Origin of the sequence: Paracoccus maritimus (assembly GCF_025195095.1) — a bacterium.
Taxonomy (GTDB): Bacteria; Pseudomonadota; Alphaproteobacteria; order Rhodobacterales; family Rhodobacteraceae; genus Paracoccus; species Paracoccus maritimus.
In genome coordinates this window covers 98,159-115,573 of record NZ_JANAVZ010000006.1, presented here as the reverse complement: position 1 = coordinate 115,573, position 17,415 = coordinate 98,159, and the positions used below count along the sequence as shown (strand labels likewise).

General features: G+C 65.1%; 16 protein-coding genes. 5 read left to right on the top strand and 11 right to left on the bottom strand.

Annotated elements, in window-relative coordinates; translation table 11 throughout:
• Positions 1–44 precede the first annotated feature (44 nt).
• Positions 45–1,844 (top strand): translation elongation factor 4, encoded by a 1,800-nt coding sequence (gene lepA / locus MU516_RS11855; protein ID WP_260277417.1) that lies wholly within the window; start codon positions 45–47, stop codon positions 1,842–1,844.
• Between the two features lie 134 nt (positions 1,845–1,978).
• On the opposite strand, the gene mmsB is transcribed toward lepA, so the two are convergent.
• The 5 genes from mmsB to MU516_RS11830 all read right to left on the bottom strand — a co-directional run bounded on the left by mmsB (position 1,979) and on the right by MU516_RS11830 (position 7,842).
• Positions 1,979–2,851 carry a 3-hydroxyisobutyrate dehydrogenase gene (gene mmsB, locus MU516_RS11850; protein ID WP_260277416.1) on the bottom strand — a complete coding sequence of 291 codons (873 nt, stop codon included), beginning with the start codon at positions 2,849–2,851 and terminating at the stop codon, positions 1,979–1,981.
• A complete protein-coding gene (locus MU516_RS11845; protein WP_260277415.1) occupies positions 2,848–3,855 on the bottom strand; it encodes an enoyl-CoA hydratase/isomerase family protein in 1,008 nt (335 codons plus the stop codon). The genes mmsB and MU516_RS11845 overlap by 4 nt, the downstream gene beginning before the upstream one ends.
• A gap of 18 nt (positions 3,856–3,873) precedes the next feature.
• The gene (locus tag MU516_RS11840; RefSeq protein ID WP_260277414.1) at positions 3,874–5,019 is read right to left on the bottom strand and encodes an acyl-CoA dehydrogenase family protein; all 1,146 of its coding nucleotides are present in this window, start codon (positions 5,017–5,019) and stop codon (positions 3,874–3,876) included.
• Positions 5,020–5,107: 88 nt separating this feature from the next.
• Complete coding sequence (locus MU516_RS11835) at positions 5,108–6,238, bottom strand: carboxylate-amine ligase (RefSeq protein ID WP_260277413.1); 1,131 nt, start codon at positions 6,236–6,238, stop codon at positions 5,108–5,110.
• Between the two features lie 101 nt (positions 6,239–6,339).
• Positions 6,340–7,842 carry a CoA-acylating methylmalonate-semialdehyde dehydrogenase gene (locus tag MU516_RS11830; RefSeq protein WP_260277412.1) on the bottom strand — a complete coding sequence of 501 codons (1,503 nt, stop codon included), beginning with the start codon at positions 7,840–7,842 and terminating at the stop codon, positions 6,340–6,342.
• Positions 7,843–7,944: 102 nt separating this feature from the next.
• On the opposite strand from MU516_RS11830, the gene MU516_RS11825 reads away from it, so the two are divergent.
• The 4 genes from MU516_RS11825 (at position 7,945) to MU516_RS11810 (ending at position 10,880) form a co-directional block, all read left to right on the top strand.
• Positions 7,945–8,856, top strand: coding sequence for a LysR family transcriptional regulator (locus tag MU516_RS11825; RefSeq protein ID WP_260277588.1), 912 nt, complete (start codon positions 7,945–7,947; stop codon positions 8,854–8,856).
• Positions 8,857–8,912: 56 nt separating this feature from the next.
• Positions 8,913–9,374 carry a CBS domain-containing protein gene (locus MU516_RS11820; protein WP_260277411.1) on the top strand — a complete coding sequence of 154 codons (462 nt, stop codon included), beginning with the start codon at positions 8,913–8,915 and terminating at the stop codon, positions 9,372–9,374.
• A gap of 87 nt (positions 9,375–9,461) precedes the next feature.
• The gene (gene coaD / locus MU516_RS11815; RefSeq protein WP_260277587.1) at positions 9,462–9,953 is read left to right on the top strand and encodes a pantetheine-phosphate adenylyltransferase; all 492 of its coding nucleotides are present in this window, start codon (positions 9,462–9,464) and stop codon (positions 9,951–9,953) included.
• A 75-nt stretch (positions 9,954–10,028) separates the two neighbouring features.
• Positions 10,029–10,880 (top strand): DUF2189 domain-containing protein, encoded by an 852-nt coding sequence (locus tag MU516_RS11810; RefSeq protein WP_260277410.1) that lies wholly within the window; start codon positions 10,029–10,031, stop codon positions 10,878–10,880.
• Here MU516_RS11810 and MU516_RS11805 read toward each other — a convergent pair.
• From MU516_RS11805 to MU516_RS11780, 6 genes are all read right to left on the bottom strand, one after another.
• Entirely contained in the window at positions 10,877–11,590 is a 714-nt protein-coding gene (locus tag MU516_RS11805; RefSeq protein WP_260277409.1) for an SDR family oxidoreductase, read from the bottom strand. The two genes, MU516_RS11810 and MU516_RS11805, sit on opposite strands and share 4 nt — an antisense overlap.
• Positions 11,591–11,606: 16 nt before the next feature.
• Positions 11,607–12,458 (bottom strand): fumarylacetoacetate hydrolase family protein, encoded by an 852-nt coding sequence (locus MU516_RS11800; protein ID WP_260277408.1) that lies wholly within the window; start codon positions 12,456–12,458, stop codon positions 11,607–11,609.
• A 223-nt stretch (positions 12,459–12,681) separates the two neighbouring features.
• On the bottom strand, positions 12,682–13,194 hold the full coding sequence (locus tag MU516_RS11795; RefSeq protein WP_260277407.1) for a bactofilin family protein: 513 nt from the start codon (positions 13,192–13,194) through the stop codon (positions 12,682–12,684).
• Positions 13,184–14,485, bottom strand: coding sequence for a DUF5930 domain-containing protein (locus tag MU516_RS11790; protein WP_425606855.1), 1,302 nt, complete (start codon positions 14,483–14,485; stop codon positions 13,184–13,186). Before MU516_RS11790 ends, MU516_RS11795 begins: the two co-directional genes overlap by 11 nt.
• A gap of 181 nt (positions 14,486–14,666) precedes the next feature.
• The gene (locus MU516_RS11785; RefSeq protein ID WP_260277406.1) at positions 14,667–16,064 is read right to left on the bottom strand and encodes a helix-turn-helix domain-containing protein; all 1,398 of its coding nucleotides are present in this window, start codon (positions 16,062–16,064) and stop codon (positions 14,667–14,669) included.
• Between the two features lie 170 nt (positions 16,065–16,234).
• Complete coding sequence (locus MU516_RS11780) at positions 16,235–17,401, bottom strand: multidrug effflux MFS transporter (RefSeq protein WP_260277405.1); 1,167 nt, start codon at positions 17,399–17,401, stop codon at positions 16,235–16,237.
• Positions 17,402–17,415: the final 14 nt, after the last annotated feature.

The following is a 17,415-nucleotide window of genomic DNA, read 5'->3' as shown; positions in this document are numbered from 1 at the left end:
GATACCCTCTTTTCGCGCGCTTTGCGGCCTTGTATAGCCGCGCAATGACCCAGCAGACCCTCATCCGCAATTTCTCGATCGTGGCCCATATCGACCACGGCAAATCCACGCTGGCCGACCGGCTGATCCAGCTGACCGGCACCGTCGCCGAACGCGACATGAAGTCGCAGATCCTGGATGCGATGGATATCGAGCGCGAGCGGGGCATCACCATCAAGGCCAACACCGTCCGCATCGCCTATCCGGCGCAGGACGGGCAGACCTATGTGCTGAACCTGATCGACACGCCGGGTCACGTCGATTTCGCCTATGAGGTCAGCCGGTCCATGCGCGCGGTCGAGGGCAGCCTGCTGGTCGTTGATGCCACCCAGGGGGTCGAGGCGCAAACCCTGGCCAATGTCTATCAGGCCATCGACGCCGATCACGAGATCGTCCCGGTGCTGAACAAGATCGACCTGCCCGCCGCCGAACCCGACCGCGTCAAGGCGCAGATCGAGGACGTGATCGGCATCGATGCGTCCCAGGCCATCCCGATCAGCGCCAAGACCGGGCTTGGCATTCCCGACGTGCTGGAAGCCATCGTCCAGCGCCTGCCCGCCCCGCAGGGCGAGCGCGATGCACCGCTGAAGGCGATGCTGGTTGACAGCTGGTATGACAGCTATCTGGGCGTCGTGGTGATGATCCGCGTCATGGACGGGGTGATCCGCAAGGGCGATCAGGTCAAGATGATGCAGACCGGCGCGACCTATCGGCTGGACAAGCTGGCCGTGCTGACCCCGGCGATGAAGGACATCGCCGAACTGGGACCGGGCGAGATCGGCGTCTTCACCGCATCCATCAAGCAGGTCCGCGACACCCGCGTCGGCGACACGATCACCCATGAGAAGAAGCCCTGCGAACGCCCGCTGCCGGGCTTCAAGCCGGCGCAGCCGGTGGTGTTCTGCGGGTTGTTCCCGGTCGATGCCAATGATTTCGAGGCCCTGCGTGACGCGATCGAGAAACTGGCCCTGAACGACGCCAGCTTCAGCTACGAGATGGAAACCTCGGCCGCGCTTGGCTTCGGGTTCCGCTGCGGGTTCCTGGGGCTGCTGCATCTTGAGGTGATTCGCGACCGGCTGGAACGCGAATACGATCTGGACCTGATCACCACCGCCCCCAGCGTGGTGTTCCGCCTGCATATGCGCGACGGCGAGGTGAAAGAGTTGCACAACCCCGCCGACATGCCCGACCTGACACTTGTCGATCACATCGAGGAGCCGCGCATCAAGGCCACGATCATGGTCCCCGACGAGTATCTGGGCGACGTGCTGAAGCTGTGCCAGGACCGGCGCGGCATCCAGCTGGACCTGACCTATGCGGGCAGCCGCGCGATGGTCGTCTATGACCTGCCGCTGGCCGAGGTCGTGTTCGACTTCTACGACCGGCTGAAATCGGTGACCAAGGGCTATGCCAGCTTCGATTACCAGATCAGCGAATACCGCGAGGATTTCCTGGTCAAGATGTCGATCCTGGTGAACGACGAACCGGTGGACGCGCTGTCGATCATGGTCCATCGCGACCGGGCCGAAAGCCGGGGCAGGGTGATGGTCGAGAAGCTGAAGGAACTGATCCCGCGGCACATGTTCAAGATCCCGATCCAGGCCGCCATCGGCAGCCGCGTGATCGCGCGCGAGACGCTGTCCGCCATGCGCAAGGACGTGACCGCCAAATGCTATGGCGGCGATGCGACGCGGAAAAAGAAGCTGCTGGAGAAGCAGAAGGCCGGCAAGAAGAAGATGCGCCAGTTCGGCAAGGTCGAAATCCCGCAGACGGCGTTCATTCAGGCGCTGAAGATGGATGGGTGATTGCTGATCAGAAGTTGCCCTTGATCGCACCAATAGCGTCTAGAGCACCCCACAACGTCCGCCCCGTGCGTTGAACGGCGCGTCTCCGACTTGCTCTGACAGGCCGGGACCCGCGCCGTCCAACTGCTGCGTCGTCAGCCGCGCGATTTCTCGGCAAAGCGCGGCAGCATGGCCGAGAAGTCGCGGCCTGTGCCGCCCTCTTCCTCGACGAAGCTGCGGTAAAGCTGCATCGCCAGCGCGCCCATCGGTGTGTCGGCGTCCGCGCCCTCGGCGGCGGCCTGGGCCAGGCGCAGATCCTTGAGCATCAGTTCGGCCGCGAATCCGGGGCGGTAATCGTTGTCGGCGGGCGAGGTCGGGCCGACGCCGGGTGCCGGGCAATAGGCGTTCATCGACCAACTATAGCCCGAGCTGGTCGAGACCACGTCGAACATCTTCTGTCGGTCCAGCCCCAGCTTGTCGGCCAGCGCGAAGGCCTCGCAGGTGGCGATCATGGTCACACCCAGGATCATGTTGTTGCAGATCTTGGCCGCCTGTCCCGCGCCCGCGGCGCCGCAATGCACGGCCTTCTGGCCCATGATGTCGAAAAGCGGCTTCACCGTGGCAAAGGCCGCGTCGTCGCCGCCCACCATGAAGGTCAGCGTGCCGCCTTGCGCCCCGCCGATGCCGCCCGACACCGGCGCGTCCAGCGCGCCCAGACCGGCGTTGCGGGCCTGTTCGGCCACCGCCCGCGCGCTGTCCACATCGACGGTCGAACAGTCGCAGAACACCGCGCCGGCGCGCATTGCCGGGATCACCTGATCGGCGACGGAACGCAGGATCTTGCCGTTCGGCAGCATGGTGATGACCACGTCGGCATCCGCCGCCGCCTCGGCCGCGCTGGCTGCGGCGCTGACGCCATCGGGTTCGGGCGCGGCGGTGTCATAGCCCAGCACCTGATGCCCGGCCTCGGCCAGATTGGCGGCCATCGGCGCGCCCATGTTGCCCAATCCGATGAAACCGATCTTCATGCCTGTTCCTCCCAGTGCAGTTCGTGTTCGCCAAGCGGGGCCAGCAGCGCCTCGACCTGTTCGGGTGAGGCGTCGGCGGTCCAGTTCGGGTTGCGGTCCTTGTCGATCAGCTGCGCGCGCACGCCTTCGATGAAATCGGCCTGTTCGGTGGCGCGCCAGGTAAAATGGTATTCGCGGGCCAGCGATTCCTGCATCCGCCGGTCGCCGCGCGCGGCGCGAACCAGCGCCAGACCGGCGGCCATCGACAGGGGCGAGTTGCGGCGGATCGGTTTCAGCGCGTCATCGTCGCCCGCCTGTTCCAGCGCCTCGACGATCTGGGCCACGTCGCGTCCGCCAAAGGCCGACAGGTCGCGCGAGGCCAGCGGCGCGGGCGGCGGCGTGATGCCCATGATGCGGGTGGCGTCGCCCGTCCTTTCCAGGTCGGCGATCACGGCGGGCCATTCCGCCTCGGGCAGGTAGCTGTCGGCAAAGCCCGCATGGATCGCGTCACCGGGCCCCATCCGCGCGCCGGTCAGCGCCAGATATTCCCCGATCCGGCCCGGCGCGCGCGCCAGAAGCCATGTGCCGCCGACATCGGGGATCAGACCGATGCCGGATTCGGGCATGGCGATCCGGGTGGTGTCGCCGACGACGCGATGCCCGGCATGGCCGCCCACGCCGACGCCGCCGCCCATCACGAAGCCCTGCATGAACGCGACCACCGGCTTGGGGTAGTCGGCGATGGCGGCATTCATCAGGTATTCGTCGCGAAAGAAGTCGCGTCCGACCTGATGATCGCCGGCAAGGCCCGCGCGATAGACCGCGGCGATGTCGCCACCCGAACAGAAGGCGCGGTCGCCTTCGGCGTCGATGATGACCAGATCCACATCGGGATCGTCGCGCCAGCCGACCAGAGCGGTGCGGATCGCGTTGGCCATGTCGTGGGTCAGCGCGTTCAACGCCTTCGTCCGGGTGAAGGTGATGCGCCCGGCGCGGCCCGATTTGCGGATGTTCAGGTCGTCCATGCCGTCTCCTTCAATGGTTCAGCCGCGTTCGGCCAGCAGGGCGCGGCCGACGATCAGCCGCATGATTTCGTTCGTGCCTTCAAGGATCTGGTGAACCCGCAGGTCGCGCACGATCTTTTCGATGCCGTAATCGGCAAGATAGCCATAGCCGCCGTGCAGTTGCAGGCACTGGTTGGCGACCTCGAAGGCGCGGTCGGTCACATAAAGTTTGGCCATTGCACAGAACTTGGTCGCATCCGGGGCGCCGGTGTCAAGCTTCCATGCGGCTTGCCGCAGGAAGATCCGGGCGGATTGCAACGCTGTTTCCATCTCGGCCAGCCTGAACTGCAGGGCCTGGAACTGATCGAGGCTTTTGCCGAAGGCGTGGCGTTCGCCCATATAGGCCAGCGTCGCGTCAAGCGCGGCCTGCGCGCCGCCAAGCGCCCCGGCCGAGATGTTCAGCCGGCCCCCGTCCAGCCCCGCCATGGCATAGGAAAAGCCGCGCCCTTCCTGGCCCAGAAGGTTCCGGTCCGGGATCACGCAGTCGTCGAACTGCACCTGCGTGGTGGGCTGGGCGCGCCAGCCCATCTTGTCTTCCAGCGCGCCGAAGCTGAGTCCGGGCGTACCGTCCTCGACGATCACGGTGCTGATCCCTTTCGGCCCGTCCTCGCCGGTCCGGACCATGGCGATATAGACATCCGAATAGCTGCCGCCCGAGATGAACGCCTTTGTCCCGTTCAGCCGCCAGCCGTCATCCGTGCGTTCCGCGCGGGTCCGCAGCGCCGCCGCGTCCGAGCCGCTGCCCGGTTCGGTCAGGCAATAGCTGAAGACCCTGGTCATGCTGCACAGGTCGGGCAGCCAGCGCGCCTTGTCTTCGGGCGTGCCGAACTTGTCGATCATGCCGCCGCACATATTGTGGATCGACAGGAACGACCCGACCGCAGGATCGGCCATCGCCAGCGCCTCGAAGACCAGCGCCGCGTCCAGCCGGCTGAGGCCCGAGCCGCCATATTCCTCGGACACATAGAGACCGCCGAAGCCAAGGCCGGCGATCTCGGACCACAATTCCCTGGGGATCGTGCCAGAGGCTTCCCAGTCGCGTGCATGCGGCGCGATCCGGGTCTGGCCGAAATCCCTGGCCATGTCGAAGATGGCCTGCTGTTCCTCGGACAATGCGAAATCCACCTGACGTCCTCCCCCTGTGGCTGTCGTGAATTGAACATGTGTTTAATTGCCAAATCTTGCGACAGTGTTGCAAGCGCGGATCGCACCCCTACAGGTCGCGGCGAAACTCCTCGATCAGGTGCATGACGACCGCGCGCATCGCCTGATCTTGCGTCGCACCGGCAGACAGCGCGCCCGACAAGACGGCACGCTGCCGATCGGCCGAGGTGCCGGCGTCGACCATGTCGCGCAGCCGGGCGATGGCGTGCTGGCTGTTCAGCGCATCGGCATCGGCGGCGATCAGCGCGATCCAGTCTTCGGCCAGTTCCGCGAAGGGCAGGATCCTGTGGTCGCCGAAATCGATCAACCCTTCGGATGTCCCATAGCGGACCGCGCGCCAGCGGTTTTCCCCGAGCAGGAAATTGTCGTATTCGCGCCAGCGCGTGTTCTGCCGGGACAGGCGCCACAGCATACGCGTCGTTGCCTGGATCAGCGCGGCGAGGGTGATGGTGTCTTCCAGCCGTGGGCAGGCGTCGCAGATCCGGGTTTCCAGGGTCGGAAACTTCGCCGAGGGGCGCAGATCCCACCAGATCTTGCTGGCGTCCTCGATGATGTCCAGTTCGGCCAGCGCCCCGACCGAGCGTTCGAATTCGCCCCAGCTGCCCAGTTTCGGCGGCAGGCCGGTGCGCGGCATGTCGCCGAACACCGTCGTGCGATACGAGGAAAGCCCGGTATCCTCGGCCTGCCAGAACGGGCTGGAGGCCGACAGCGCCAGAAGATGCGGCAGGAAATACGAGACCTGGTTCATCAGGTCGATGCGCATGTCCGAATCCGGCAGGCCGACATGCACATGCATCCCGCAGATCAGCATGCGCCGCGCCACCGCCGCCATGTCGCGTGACAGGACGTTGTAGCGTTCCTTGTCGGTGTGATGCTGATCGCGCCAGTTCGCGAAGGGGTGACACGAGGCGGAGATCGGTGCCAGCCCGTAGTCGCCGGCGATCTGCGCGATGGTGCCGCGCAGATGCTGCAGTTGGTCGCGCGCCTCGGCGATGTCGCGGGCGACCGGGGTTCCGACTTCGATCTGGCAGCGCAGGAATTCCGGGCTGACCTGATCCTTCAGCCGGGCCTTGCAGTCTTGCATCAGCGCGCCCGGCGCCTCGGCGAGATCACCGGTTTTGGCATCGACGAGCAGATATTCCTCTTCGATGCCAAGCGTGAAGTCAGGTTCCGCACTCATCTTCTTGCCCCTTCTTCGTCAGGCGCGCGTCGCGGCGTCCCGCGATGACCGGGGGGCGCTGCCCCCCGGACACCCAGGGTATTTGGACAAAGAAGAAGGGGTCAGTCCAGCGCCTTGAAGTTCAGGCTGGCACCTTCGTCCTTGATGCCCGAGAACCAGCGCGTCGTGACGGTCTTGGTCTTGGTATAAAAGCGGAACGCGTCGGGGCCGTACTGGTTCAGGTCGCCGAAGGCCGATTTCTTCCAGCCGCCGAACGTGTAGTAGCTGAGCGGCACCGGGATCGGGAAGTTCACGCCGACCATGCCGACATTGACCCGGCTGGCATAGTCCCGCGCGGTGTCGCCGTCGGCGGTGAAGATCGAGGTGCCGTTGCCGTAATCGTTGTCCATCACCAGCTGCAGCGCCTCGTCATAGCTTTGCGCGCGGACGGTGGTCAGGACCGGGCCGAAGATTTCTTCCTTGTAGATGTCCATGTCGGGCGTGACGCGGTCGAACAGCGAGGGTCCGCAGAAGAAGCCGTTCTCGTAGCCCTGGATCTTCAGGTCGCGGCCATCGACGACCAGATCGGCACCGGCCTCGACGCCCGAGGCGATCAGGCGGTTGATGCGGTCCTGCGCGGCCTTGGTGATGACCGGGCCGAAATCCACATCGTCGCCAGCGGTATAGGGGCCGACCTTCAGCTTTTCGATCTTCGGCACAAGCCGCTCGATCAGCTCGTCGGCGGTCTTCTCACCGACCGGCACCGCCACCGAGATCGCCATGCAGCGTTCGCCCGCCGCGCCGAAGCCCGCTCCGATCAGAGCGTCCGCTGCCTTGTCCAGATCGGCGTCGGGCATGATCAGCATGTGGTTCTTGGCGCCGCCGAAGCACTGCGCGCGCTTGCCGTTCGTGGCCGCGCGACCGTAGATATACTGCGCGATCGGGGTCGAGCCGACAAAGCCCACCGCCTGGATGGTCGGGTTGTCAAGAATGCCGTCCACGACTTCCTTGTCGCCGTTGACGACCTGCAGAACCCCGTCGGGCAGCCCGGCCTCTTGCGCCAGCTTTGCCAGCGCCATCGAGGTCGAGGGGCAGCGTTCCGAAGGTTTCAGGATCATCGCGTTGCCGGCTGCCAGGGCCGGCCCCATCTTCCACAGCGGGATCATCGCCGGGAAGTTGAACGGGGTGATGCCCGCCACGACGCCAAGCGGCTGGCGCATCGAGTAGAGGTCGATGCCGGAGCCGGCATTGTCGGTGAATTCGCCCTTCAGCATTGCCGGTGCGCCCATGCACACCTCGATCACCTCAAGACCGCGCTGCACGTCGCCACGCGCGTCGGGCAGGGTCTTGCCGTGTTCCTTGCTGACCAGTTCCGCCAGCATGTCCATGTTCTGGTTGATCAGCTGGCCGAACTTCATCATCACCCGCGCGCGGCGCTGCGGGTTGGTCGCGGCCCATCCGACCTGCGCCTTTTCGGCGCTGGCGATGGCGGCGTCCAGTTCGTCCTGGCTGGCCAGAGCGACCCGAGCCTGCACCTCGCCCGTCGCGGGATTGTAGATGTCGCTGAACCGGCCAGACGTGCCGGAGACCTCTTTGCCGTCGATCCAGTGCGCAATCTCTTGCATCGCTTCCTCCATATCATGTTCGGGCAACCATAGGCTTGCGGAAATGCTGCGGAAAGAGGCAGGATGGCAAAAGCGTTTTGCAATTTTGCAAAGGTGGCCGGGTTGGACTGGGATGATCTTCGCATTTTTCTGGCTGTCGCGCGGGCGGAAAGCCTGTCGGGCGCGGGGCGCAGGCTGGGGATGGATGCCTCGACGGTGGGGCGGCGCATCATGCGGCTGGAACAAGCCGTGGGCGCCAGCCTGTTCGCAAAGACACCGCAGGGCTACAGGCTGACGGCCGAGGGCGGGCGTCTGGTCGCACCGGCCGAGGCGGCGGAAAAGGCGGCCGTGGCGGTGGTCGAATCGACACGGCGCGAAGAAGGAATCGGCGGGCAGTTGCGCGTGGGCGTGCCGGACGGATGCGCCAATTACCTGATGCCCCAGGTCGCGCGGAACCTGGCCGAGGCGCATCCGCGGCTTGAAATACAGATTGTCGCCCTGCCGCGCGTGGTCAACCTGTCCAAGCGAGAGGCCGACATGGCGATCGCGGTCTCGCCCCCCGACACCGGGCGGCTGACCGTGCAGCGGCTGTCCGATTACCGCCTGCATCTTGCGGGGCATCGCGACTATCTGGATCGCCATCCGCCGATCACCGGTCTGGGCGACCTGAAGGCGCACAGGATGATCGGCTACATCCCCGACATGATCTTCGACCGGGAACTGGATTACCTGTCCGAGACGGGCGTCCACACCGCCGCAATCACCTCGAACGCGGTATCGGTTCAGATGCAGGCGATTCGCGCGGGAGCGGGGCTTGGGATCGTCCATGACTTCGCGATCCCCTTCGTCGAGGGTTTGCAGGTGATCCTGCCCGAGCGCATTTCGCTGACCCGCAGCTTCTGGCTGTTGCGCCATGCCGATGACCGCGATTCGCGACGCCTCGGCATTCTGGCCGACGCATTGGCCCACGGCATCCGCAACGAGATCGCGCGGCTGGAACAGCAAGTCTTCGCCCCGACTGATCGTCGGGCTTGACGGCGGGGGATTCCGCGAAAATGATGAAATCAACCACGGCGTGAAGGAGTAGATCGATGCTGGTCAGACAGTTGCTGTCCATGAAACAGGGCGCGGGAAAGCCGGGGCTCCAAGCCGCCACGATCGTGACGATCAAGCCCGATGCGACCCTTGCTGAAGCCGCGAAGCTGCTGGCCGAACAGCGTATCGGCGCCGTGGTGGTGTCAACGGACGGGCGCCAGCCTGCCGGCATTCTTTCCGAACGCGACATCGTGCGGCAACTTGCCGAGCGGGGTGCCGATGTGTTGTCGAACCCGGTGTCCGACGTGATGACGCGCGATGTTCAGACATGCACGACCGGCGAAGATGCGCTGACCGTGCTGCAGCGCATGACCGAGGGCCGATTCCGCCACCTGCCGGTCGTGGACGATCAGGGCGAGATGCTGGGCGTCGTGTCGATCGGGGACGCGGTCAGCGGACGCCTGCAAGAGCTTGCCGCCGAGAAAGAGGCGCTGACCGGCATGATCATGGGTAACTGAGCCCGGATCAAATCGGGCCAAACGCTTGCAATCGGTGGCCAAATCGGCTTTCCCTGCTGAGGCGACGATGCACAAGGACGCCTCATGATGCGCATTGGCCTCTATCCCGGCACCTTCGATCCGATCACCTTGGGTCATGTCGATATCATCCAGCGGGCAATGGCGCTGGTCGATCGGCTGGTGATCGGTGTTGCGATCAATCGTGACAAGTCGCCCTTGTTCGATCTTGACCAGCGGGTCGAGATGGTGCGCCGGGAATGCGACGAGATCGCCGCCCGCACCGGCGGCGAGATCCTGGTGCACCCGTTCGACAACCTGCTGATCGATTGCGCGCGCGATGTCGGCGCCTCGGTGATCGTGCGCGGGCTGCGCGCGGTGGCCGATTTCGAATACGAGTTCCAGATGGTCGGCATGAACCGGGCGCTGGATGCCAGCATCGAGACGGTGTTCCTGATGGCCGATGCGCGACGACAGGCGATCGCCTCGAAACTGGTCAAGGAAATCGCACGGCTTGGCGGGGACGTGTCCCGCTTCGTTACCCCCGATGTCGCGCAGGCGCTGCGCGAACGGCTTGGCTGAGACATCTGTTTTCGTTGCAAGCTTGGTGATTCGGACCTAGCATCGATCCGGGCGCGCGTGTGATGGGAGGATGACTTGACCACACCAGACGCGACCGAATCCGGGTCCGAGACGTCAAGGCCCGTGCCGCCAGTTGCCGATACTGGACCTGACCTTCCCGATGAACTGCCCGCGCCCGTGAAGATCGGGATGCGTGATATCAGTGACGCCTTGTCGGCAGGATGGCGCGATTTTCGCCGCGCGCCGGCCTTCGGGCTGCTGTTCTCGGCTTTCTACGTCCTGGGCGGCATGGCGATTGCCGCCGTTGCCCTGGCGTCCGGCCGCGAATGGTGGCTTATCCCATTTGTGCTGGGGTTTCCGCTGATCGCCCCCTTCGCGGCGGTCGGGTTGTACGAGGTCAGCCGCAGGATCGAGGCCGAAGAACCGCTGGACTGGCCCGCCGTGATCGGCGTGGTTTTCGCCCAGAAGGACCGGCAGGTGCCGTCGATGGCAATGGTGATCCTGTTGCTGTTCATGTTCTGGGTATTCGTGGCCCATACCATTTTCGCCCTGTTCATGGGCGTGTCCGCGCTGACGAACGTGACCAGTTCGGCAGAAATCCTGCTGACCGGGCGCGGCTTGCTGATGTTGCTGATCGGCACGCTGATCGGTGGCGGCTTCGCGGCGGTGCTGTTCGCCTTCACCGTCGTGGGCCTGCCGGTCCTGCTGGAACGCGAGGTGGATTTCATCACCGCGATCATTGCCTCGATCCGCGCGGTGGCTGCGAATCCGGTCGTGATGGTCGCCTGGGCCGCGATCATCGCGGCGCTGCTGGCGGTGGGAATGGTGCCGTTCTTTCTGGGCCTGTTCATCGCGCTGCCGGTGCTGGGCCATGCAAGCTGGCATGTCTATCGACGCTTGATGCCCGACGGGCAGGACCTGGCCTAACCCCTGCCGATATAGGGCATGTTGGTGGCCATGACAGTCATGAACTGCACGTTCGCGCCGTGCGGCAGGGTTGCCATGTGCAGCACGGCGTCGGCCACCACCGACACATCCATCAGCGGTTCAGGGTTCGCGGCCTGACGGCTGACCTGGGTCAGAAGCTCGGTCCCGGCATTGCCGATATCGATCTGGCCGCAGGCGATGTCGAAGGGACGGCCATCCAGCGACAGGCTGCGCGTCATGCCCGTCACCGCGTGCTTCGAGGCGGTATAGGCGATTGATCCCGCGCGCGGAACATGGGCCGAGATCGATCCGTTGTTGATGATCCTGCCGCCCTGCGGATCTTGGGCACGCATGACCCGGAATGCCGCGCGGGCGCACAGGAACATTCCGGTCACGTTCACGTCGATCACCGCGCGGAATTCCTCGGGCGACATCAGGTCGGGGGTGACCGGCGCGGCACCGCGTCCGGCATTGTTGAACAGAACGTCCAGCCGGCCCCATTCCTGCGCCATCCGGTCAAAAACCGCATCGACCGATGCGGCATCGGTCACGTCGCAGGGCAGCACCAACGCCGCCTGACCCGCCGCCGTGTCGCGCAACGGGGGCTCGCGCCGTCCGATCAGCGCAACGCGCCAGCCCGCCTTGATGAAGCACCGCGCGGTGGCGCGACCGATGCCGCTGCCTGCTCCGGTAATGGCGATTGACGGCATGCGAACCCCGTTTCAGCTAGGCGATGACATATTGGGTTTGCACGCCCAGCCCGTCGATGCCAAGCCGCATGGTCTGGCCGGGGCGCAGATATTTCGGCGGTTTCTGACCCATGCCGACGCCCGGTGGCGTGCCGGTTGTGATGACGTCGCCCGGGGCCAGCGTGGTGAAGCGCGAACAATAGGCGACAAGCTGGGCGGGTCCGAAGACCATGGTCGCCGTCGTGCCGTCCTGCTGGCGGGCGCCGTCCAGATCCAGCCACAGGCGCATCGCCGCAAGATCGCCGACCTCGTCCGGCGTGACCAGCCAGGGACCGATAGGGCCGAACCCGTCATAGCCCTTGCCCTTGTCCCATGTGCCGCCGCGCCGCAGTTGCCAGTCGCGTTCGCTGATGTCGTTGACGATGCAGTAGCCCGCAACACGGTCCAGAGCCTCGGATTCGGGGATGTCGCGGCCGCCCGCACCGATCACGATGCCCAGTTCGACCTCCCAGTCGGTTGCGGCGGATCCGGCGGGCAGGGTCAGGTCGTCGTCGGGCCCGGCGATCGAGCTGTTCCACTTGGTGAAGATGATCGGTTCGGACGGCAGATCCATTCCCGCCTCGGCGGCGTGGTCGGCATAGTTCAGGCCGATAGCCAGGAACTTTCCGACCTGACCGACACAGGGACCAAGCCGCAGATCCTGCTGCGGCACCCCGTCCACAAGCGGCAGGGTTTGGGGATCAAGTGCGGCAAGCCGCTGCAGGCTGTCCGGCATAAGCGCATCTGCGGCGATGTCCGTGACGTGTTCCGAAAGATCGCGAATCTTTCCGGACGCGTCCAGAAGTCCGGGGCGCTCTGCGCCTTTTGCGCCGTAACGAAGTAGCTTCATCTTCCCTCCTCAGAGATGATAGTTGGCCGCCCCGCGAACCTGCGGCGCCACCATGCGTCGCGGGCAGCCTAACGCGAAAGCGGCCGATGCGCTTTGCCGGATCGGCAGATGCTGTATTCAGCGCCCCGGGGGAATAGGATTGGGGCGCGGTGCAGGGGACCGAAACGCAAACAGCCCGCGACGACGCGGGCTGTGAACCTGTGACAAGGTCGGGAACGCAGGTTCAACCGGCGTGCGGAGGGGCAAGTTTCTTGGTGTTGCCACCGGCCAGCGGGTCTTCCTGGCGCTGGACCGAGCCTTCGAAATGGGCGCCCGATTCGATCGCGATCGTCTTGTGGATGATGTCGCCCTCGACCCGCGCAGTCGCGGTCAGGCGGACTTTCAGGCCGCGCACCCGGCCGATCACGCGGCCATGGACCACGACCTCGTCGCCGACGATCTCGCCCTTGATGGTGGCGCTGTCGCCGATGACCAGCTGATGGGCGCGGATGTCGCCCTCGACATTGCCCTCGATCTGGATGTCGCCATCGGTCTGGATGTTGCCGGTCACGGTCAGGTCGGACGACAGCACCGACGGCACAGCGCGTTTTGCCGGGCTGGGCGCGGGTTCGCTGCGTTCGGGCTGCGTCGACGACGCTGCGGGCGCGGCACCTTGATCCGTCGCGGCGGCGGAGGCCTGCGACGACGACGAGGTTTGCTGGGGACGGTTTTCTGTCACGCGGGTCTTACTGAACATTGCTTGCTGCCTTGATGAAGCTCATCGGGTCCACCGCCCGGCCTTTCATGCGCACCTCGTAATGCAGATGCGGCCCGGTCGAGCGTCCGGTATTGCCCATATCACCGATCCGCTCGCCTTGCGACACCCTTTGGCCCTTCTTCACGCCAATTCGCGACAGATGACCGAAGCGCGTCTCGACGCCCAATTCGTGCTGGATCTTGATCAGGTTTCCATAGCCGCTTTGGCGGCCTGCGAATATCACGACGCCGTCGCCGGTCGCATAGATCGGTGTGCCTACGGGGCCGGCCATGTCCACACCCTCATGCATCCGGCCCCAGCGGCGGCCGAAGCCCGAGGTATAGCGGAACGCGGATTTGACCGGCATCGCCAAGGGCAGTTTCTCGATCGCGATGCGATAGGTGTTCATCTGGTCCAGGGTGACGATGATCTGGTTCGCCTTGGTTTCGCCCTGCGTCAGCGCGGCATCGCCGCGGGTCGAATAGGACAGTGGCGTCAGCGGGCCGCCCTGACCGGAATATCCCTGCCGGATCGTCCGCAGGACGTCCTCGGGGTTCATCCCGACCGAGCGGAATACCTCGTCCAGCGGTTTGACCGAAACCGTCACGGCATCTTCAAGCCGCGTCAGGATCTCGTCGTTGCGGGCGATGATCTGATCGCGCTGGCTTTCAAGATCAGCGGCGGCGCTGCGCGCCTGCTCGGCCTGTTGCAGGGCTTCGCTGCGTTCCTCGGCGGCGCTGCGAAGCTCTCCGGACAGGATGTCCAGCGCAACCGAAACCTCGTTGCTGCGGTCCGCATCCGTTGCGGCCGCGTCTTCGCCATCGGTCAGGCGGATCGCGTCGTCGCGTTCGGTGATGGCATCGCGCAAGGTCGATTGCACCACGTTCAGCCCGGTCTCAAGCTCGCGCCGCCGTTCTTCGGATGCCAGCAGCTTGGACTGCATCTGCGAGACCTGGTCCAGCGCCACGGCAAAGCGGTTCTGGGCGGCAACAGCCTCGGCCGCGCGGGCGTCGCGTTCGGCAGAAAGCTGGTCCAGCCGTTCTTCGAAGGCGCTTTGGGTGCGGATGATCTGGTCGCGTGAACTGCCCGAACTGACCGCATCGATCACGAGGATGGAACTGGCGACCAGCATCCAGCCGAAGCCCAGTGTGATGCCGCTGATTCCCAGAAGCTGCGTCACCGGACGAAGCCTGACGAAGCGCGTGGCGTCGTCGGATCGCAGGAAAAGTCGCTGTTCGGGAAGAAAACGCTCGAGCGAGCTGTTCAGTCGGTTCATCACGTTCAGCGCCAAGTCCTGTCCCCCGGTGACACATACCTGTCGCGTGCAGGTTGCGTTGGTTCCGTTGGTCATGCGGTAAACAGTAGCTGTGCCTTCATGGCAACACACCAACTGCCGGGCACGGGCCAGATGGGCGGATACACGCCTTTTCGGGCGATTTTCCGCCGAAGCAGGGCCGCGGTGCGAGACGTCTTCACGCAATCTCATAGGGCAGGGGTCCGTTTCGGTCAGGGGGAACGCGCAGCGGCCGGTCGATCGGCGGCACCGAGCGCTGGTGACAATCGGGGCGCGGGCAGATGCGGCACGAGATGCCGATCGGCTCGAACGCGCGGGGTTTTGTCAGATCAAGACCGTCAGCATAGACCAAGCCTTCGGCATGCGCGACCTCGCAGCCCAGCCCGATCGCGAAGCGGCGGACCGGGGCATTGAAGACCCCGGCATGTTTCGACACGTCCCGCGACAGAAGCAGATACCGCATCCCGTCCGGCGTCTCGGCCAATTGCCGCAGGAACCGGCCCGGCTGTTCGAATGCCTGATGGACATTCCACAGCGGGCAGGCGCCGCCGAACCGCGCGAATTGCAGGCGGGTGGCGGAATGGCGCTTGGTGATTGTGCCGGCCTGATCGACCCGCACGAAGAAGAACGGCACCCCCTTGGCACCGGGGCGCTGCATGGTGGACAGACGGTGGGCGACCTGTTCCAGCGAGGCATCGAACAGATGGGCCAGACGTTCCAGATCGTGCCTTTCGGCCTGTGCGGCGGCAAGAAACGGGCGATAGGGCATCATGGCGGCGCCGGCGAAGTAGTTCGCCAGACCCAGACGCGCGATCTGCCGTGCCGTGTCGCTGCGGAAGCGGGCCAGATCAAGCGTCGCATCCAGCAGGTCGGATTGCCGTTCCTGCGCCACCAGATGCAGCAGCTGGAACAGTCGCGTCGGTGCCTCGGCCGCGGCATTCACCTGCAATTCGTTGTCCTTGCGGCGAAAGACGGAGTTTGCAGGCAACTCCATCAGGGTGACACGAATTCCCTTGTCGGCCAGGGTCTTCACCGCCGATTGCCACAGATCGGTGCGTTGCCCGGCGGGGCAGGCAAAGCGTTCGGCGGCGCGGTCCACCGCGTCGATATAGTTGTCGCAATAGTGAAAGAAGTCGCGAACCTCTTCCCAAGGCGTCGACAGGGCGTTCTGGCCTGCCGCTCCGATCGCTTCGTCCAGCGCGGCCAGTCGCTCCTGGCCCTGCCTGTGGGCGCGATACAGATCCAGAAAGGCGCGGGCAAGGATCGGGGTGTTGGTGGCGGCCAGCCGCAGATCGGCCAACGGCGGAGCGGCATCGAAAAGCGGGTCGGCCAGCGCCTCTTGCATGTCGATTACCATGCGGTCGGCATCGCCCGCCGCCAGCGTCGTCAGGTCGACGCCGAATTCCTGCGCAAGTCGCAGCAGGACACCGGCCGAGATGGGGCGGTGATTGTTTTCCATCTGCGACAGATAGGGCAAGGAGACACCCAGTCGTTCGGCAAAAAGCCGCTGGGTCAAACTTGCGCGCGCCCGCGTTTCGCGCAGCGATGTGCCCGCGTAGATCTTCTGAGTCGCCATGCTGTCCCCCGTCATTTGCAAATTCGGATGTATCGTTTGCAAAGCGCATCGGGCAAGCCCTGCCGTGTTATGGTGGGGGATTGGCGCGCGACGGTTGAGGGCGGTTGCAAGGGACATGGGCTGCAGCATGTCCCAAAAGGCTTAAGATAAGGTTTGCCGGTCCGGCGGCCCTAGCCGACCCGCGCCAGTCGCCGTTCCCGCCGCAGCACCCACAGCACCGAGACCAGCGATCCGGCTGCCGATGCGAACATGATCACCTGCAGCGGGGTGGCGCCCGAGCCGGGTTGCAGCAGCGCCCCGGCCAGTGCCGAAAGAACTGCCCCGCCCGCCACCGCCAGCGCGCCACCCAGACCGCTGGCGGTGCCGGCCAGTTCGGGACGCACGCTCATCATGCCGATATTGGTGTTGGGCATGACAAGCCCATTGCCCAACCCCATGCAGGCGATGGCGCCGAAGAAAACCAGCGGGCTGATCATGCCCGCCAGCGTCGCCAGCAACGACACGCCCAGTGCCACAAGGCAGATCAGGGCCCCGAACAGGATCATCCGGTTCAGCCCGACCTGCGCGGTGAACCGCCCGGACATGAAATTTCCGGCCAGATACCCGACCGAAGGGGCAGCGAAGAAATAACCGACCTGCGCCGGGGTCAGGCCGAAGACCCGCTCGCCCACGAACGGCGCGCCGCCCAGATAGGCAAAGAAGCAGCCCGAGGACAGCGTGGCGGCAAGGCAATAGCCCCAGAACCGGTGTGACCGGGCGAGGATCGGGTAATTCGCGATCTGCTGGCGCATGGGCAGCCCGCCGCCGCTGACCGTTTCGCCCATGTCCTGCCAGACCAGCGCCAGCGTCATCAGACCCAGAATTCCCATCATTGCGAAATTCGCGCGCCATCCGAACGCCTCGTCCAGCACACCGCCGATCACCGGCGCCAGCATCGGCACCACCGCCATGCCCATGGTGACATAGCCGATCATCGATGCCGCCCGCGCGTCGTCATAGATGTCGCGCACCGCAGCCCGCGACAGCAGCAGGCAGACCGAGACCATCGCCTGGATCAGTCGGAACAGCAGGAACATCGTGGCGTTGGGCGCAATCAGCGTGCCGACCGTCGCCAGCGCAAAGATCACCAGTCCGACCAGCGCGACCGGCCTGCGGCCGAACCGGTCGCTGACCGGGCCGGCCAGCAGCTGGATCACCGCGCTGGCGCCGATATAGGCCGACACCGACAGCTGCATGATCGCGTAGTCCACGTCGAAATCCCGCGCCATGCCCGGCAGCGACGGCAAGAAGATGTTCATCGACAGCGCGCCCATCCCCGACAGCGCCACCAGGGTCATCGGATGCGGAGGGG

What these genes read in the sequence shown, in the direction of transcription:
- MU516_RS11845 (WP_260277415.1), bottom strand. Translation starts at nt 3,855, where the DNA reads ATGGACGACCTGAACATCCGCAAATCGGGCCGCGCCGGGCGCATCACC.
- lepA (WP_260277417.1), top strand. Translation starts at nt 45, where the DNA reads ATGACCCAGCAGACCCTCATCCGCAATTTCTCGATCGTGGCCCATATC.
- MU516_RS11800 (WP_260277408.1), bottom strand. Translation starts at nt 12,458, where the DNA reads ATGAAGCTACTTCGTTACGGCGCAAAAGGCGCAGAGCGCCCCGGACTT.
- MU516_RS11805 (WP_260277409.1), bottom strand. Translation starts at nt 11,590, where the DNA reads ATGCCGTCAATCGCCATTACCGGAGCAGGCAGCGGCATCGGTCGCGCC.
- coaD (WP_260277587.1), top strand. Translation starts at nt 9,462, where the DNA reads ATGCGCATTGGCCTCTATCCCGGCACCTTCGATCCGATCACCTTGGGT.
- MU516_RS11780 (WP_260277405.1), bottom strand. Translation starts at nt 17,401, where the DNA reads ATGACCCTGGTGGCGCTGTCGGGGATGGGCGCGCTGTCGATGAACATC.
- MU516_RS11820 (WP_260277411.1), top strand. Translation starts at nt 8,913, where the DNA reads ATGCTGGTCAGACAGTTGCTGTCCATGAAACAGGGCGCGGGAAAGCCG.
- MU516_RS11835 (WP_260277413.1), bottom strand. Translation starts at nt 6,238, where the DNA reads ATGAGTGCGGAACCTGACTTCACGCTTGGCATCGAAGAGGAATATCTG.
- MU516_RS11785 (WP_260277406.1), bottom strand. Translation starts at nt 16,064, where the DNA reads ATGGCGACTCAGAAGATCTACGCGGGCACATCGCTGCGCGAAACGCGG.
- MU516_RS11795 (WP_260277407.1), bottom strand. Translation starts at nt 13,194, where the DNA reads ATGTTCAGTAAGACCCGCGTGACAGAAAACCGTCCCCAGCAAACCTCG.
- mmsB (WP_260277416.1), bottom strand. Translation starts at nt 2,851, where the DNA reads ATGAAGATCGGTTTCATCGGATTGGGCAACATGGGCGCGCCGATGGCC.
- MU516_RS11830 (WP_260277412.1), bottom strand. Translation starts at nt 7,842, where the DNA reads ATGCAAGAGATTGCGCACTGGATCGACGGCAAAGAGGTCTCCGGCACG.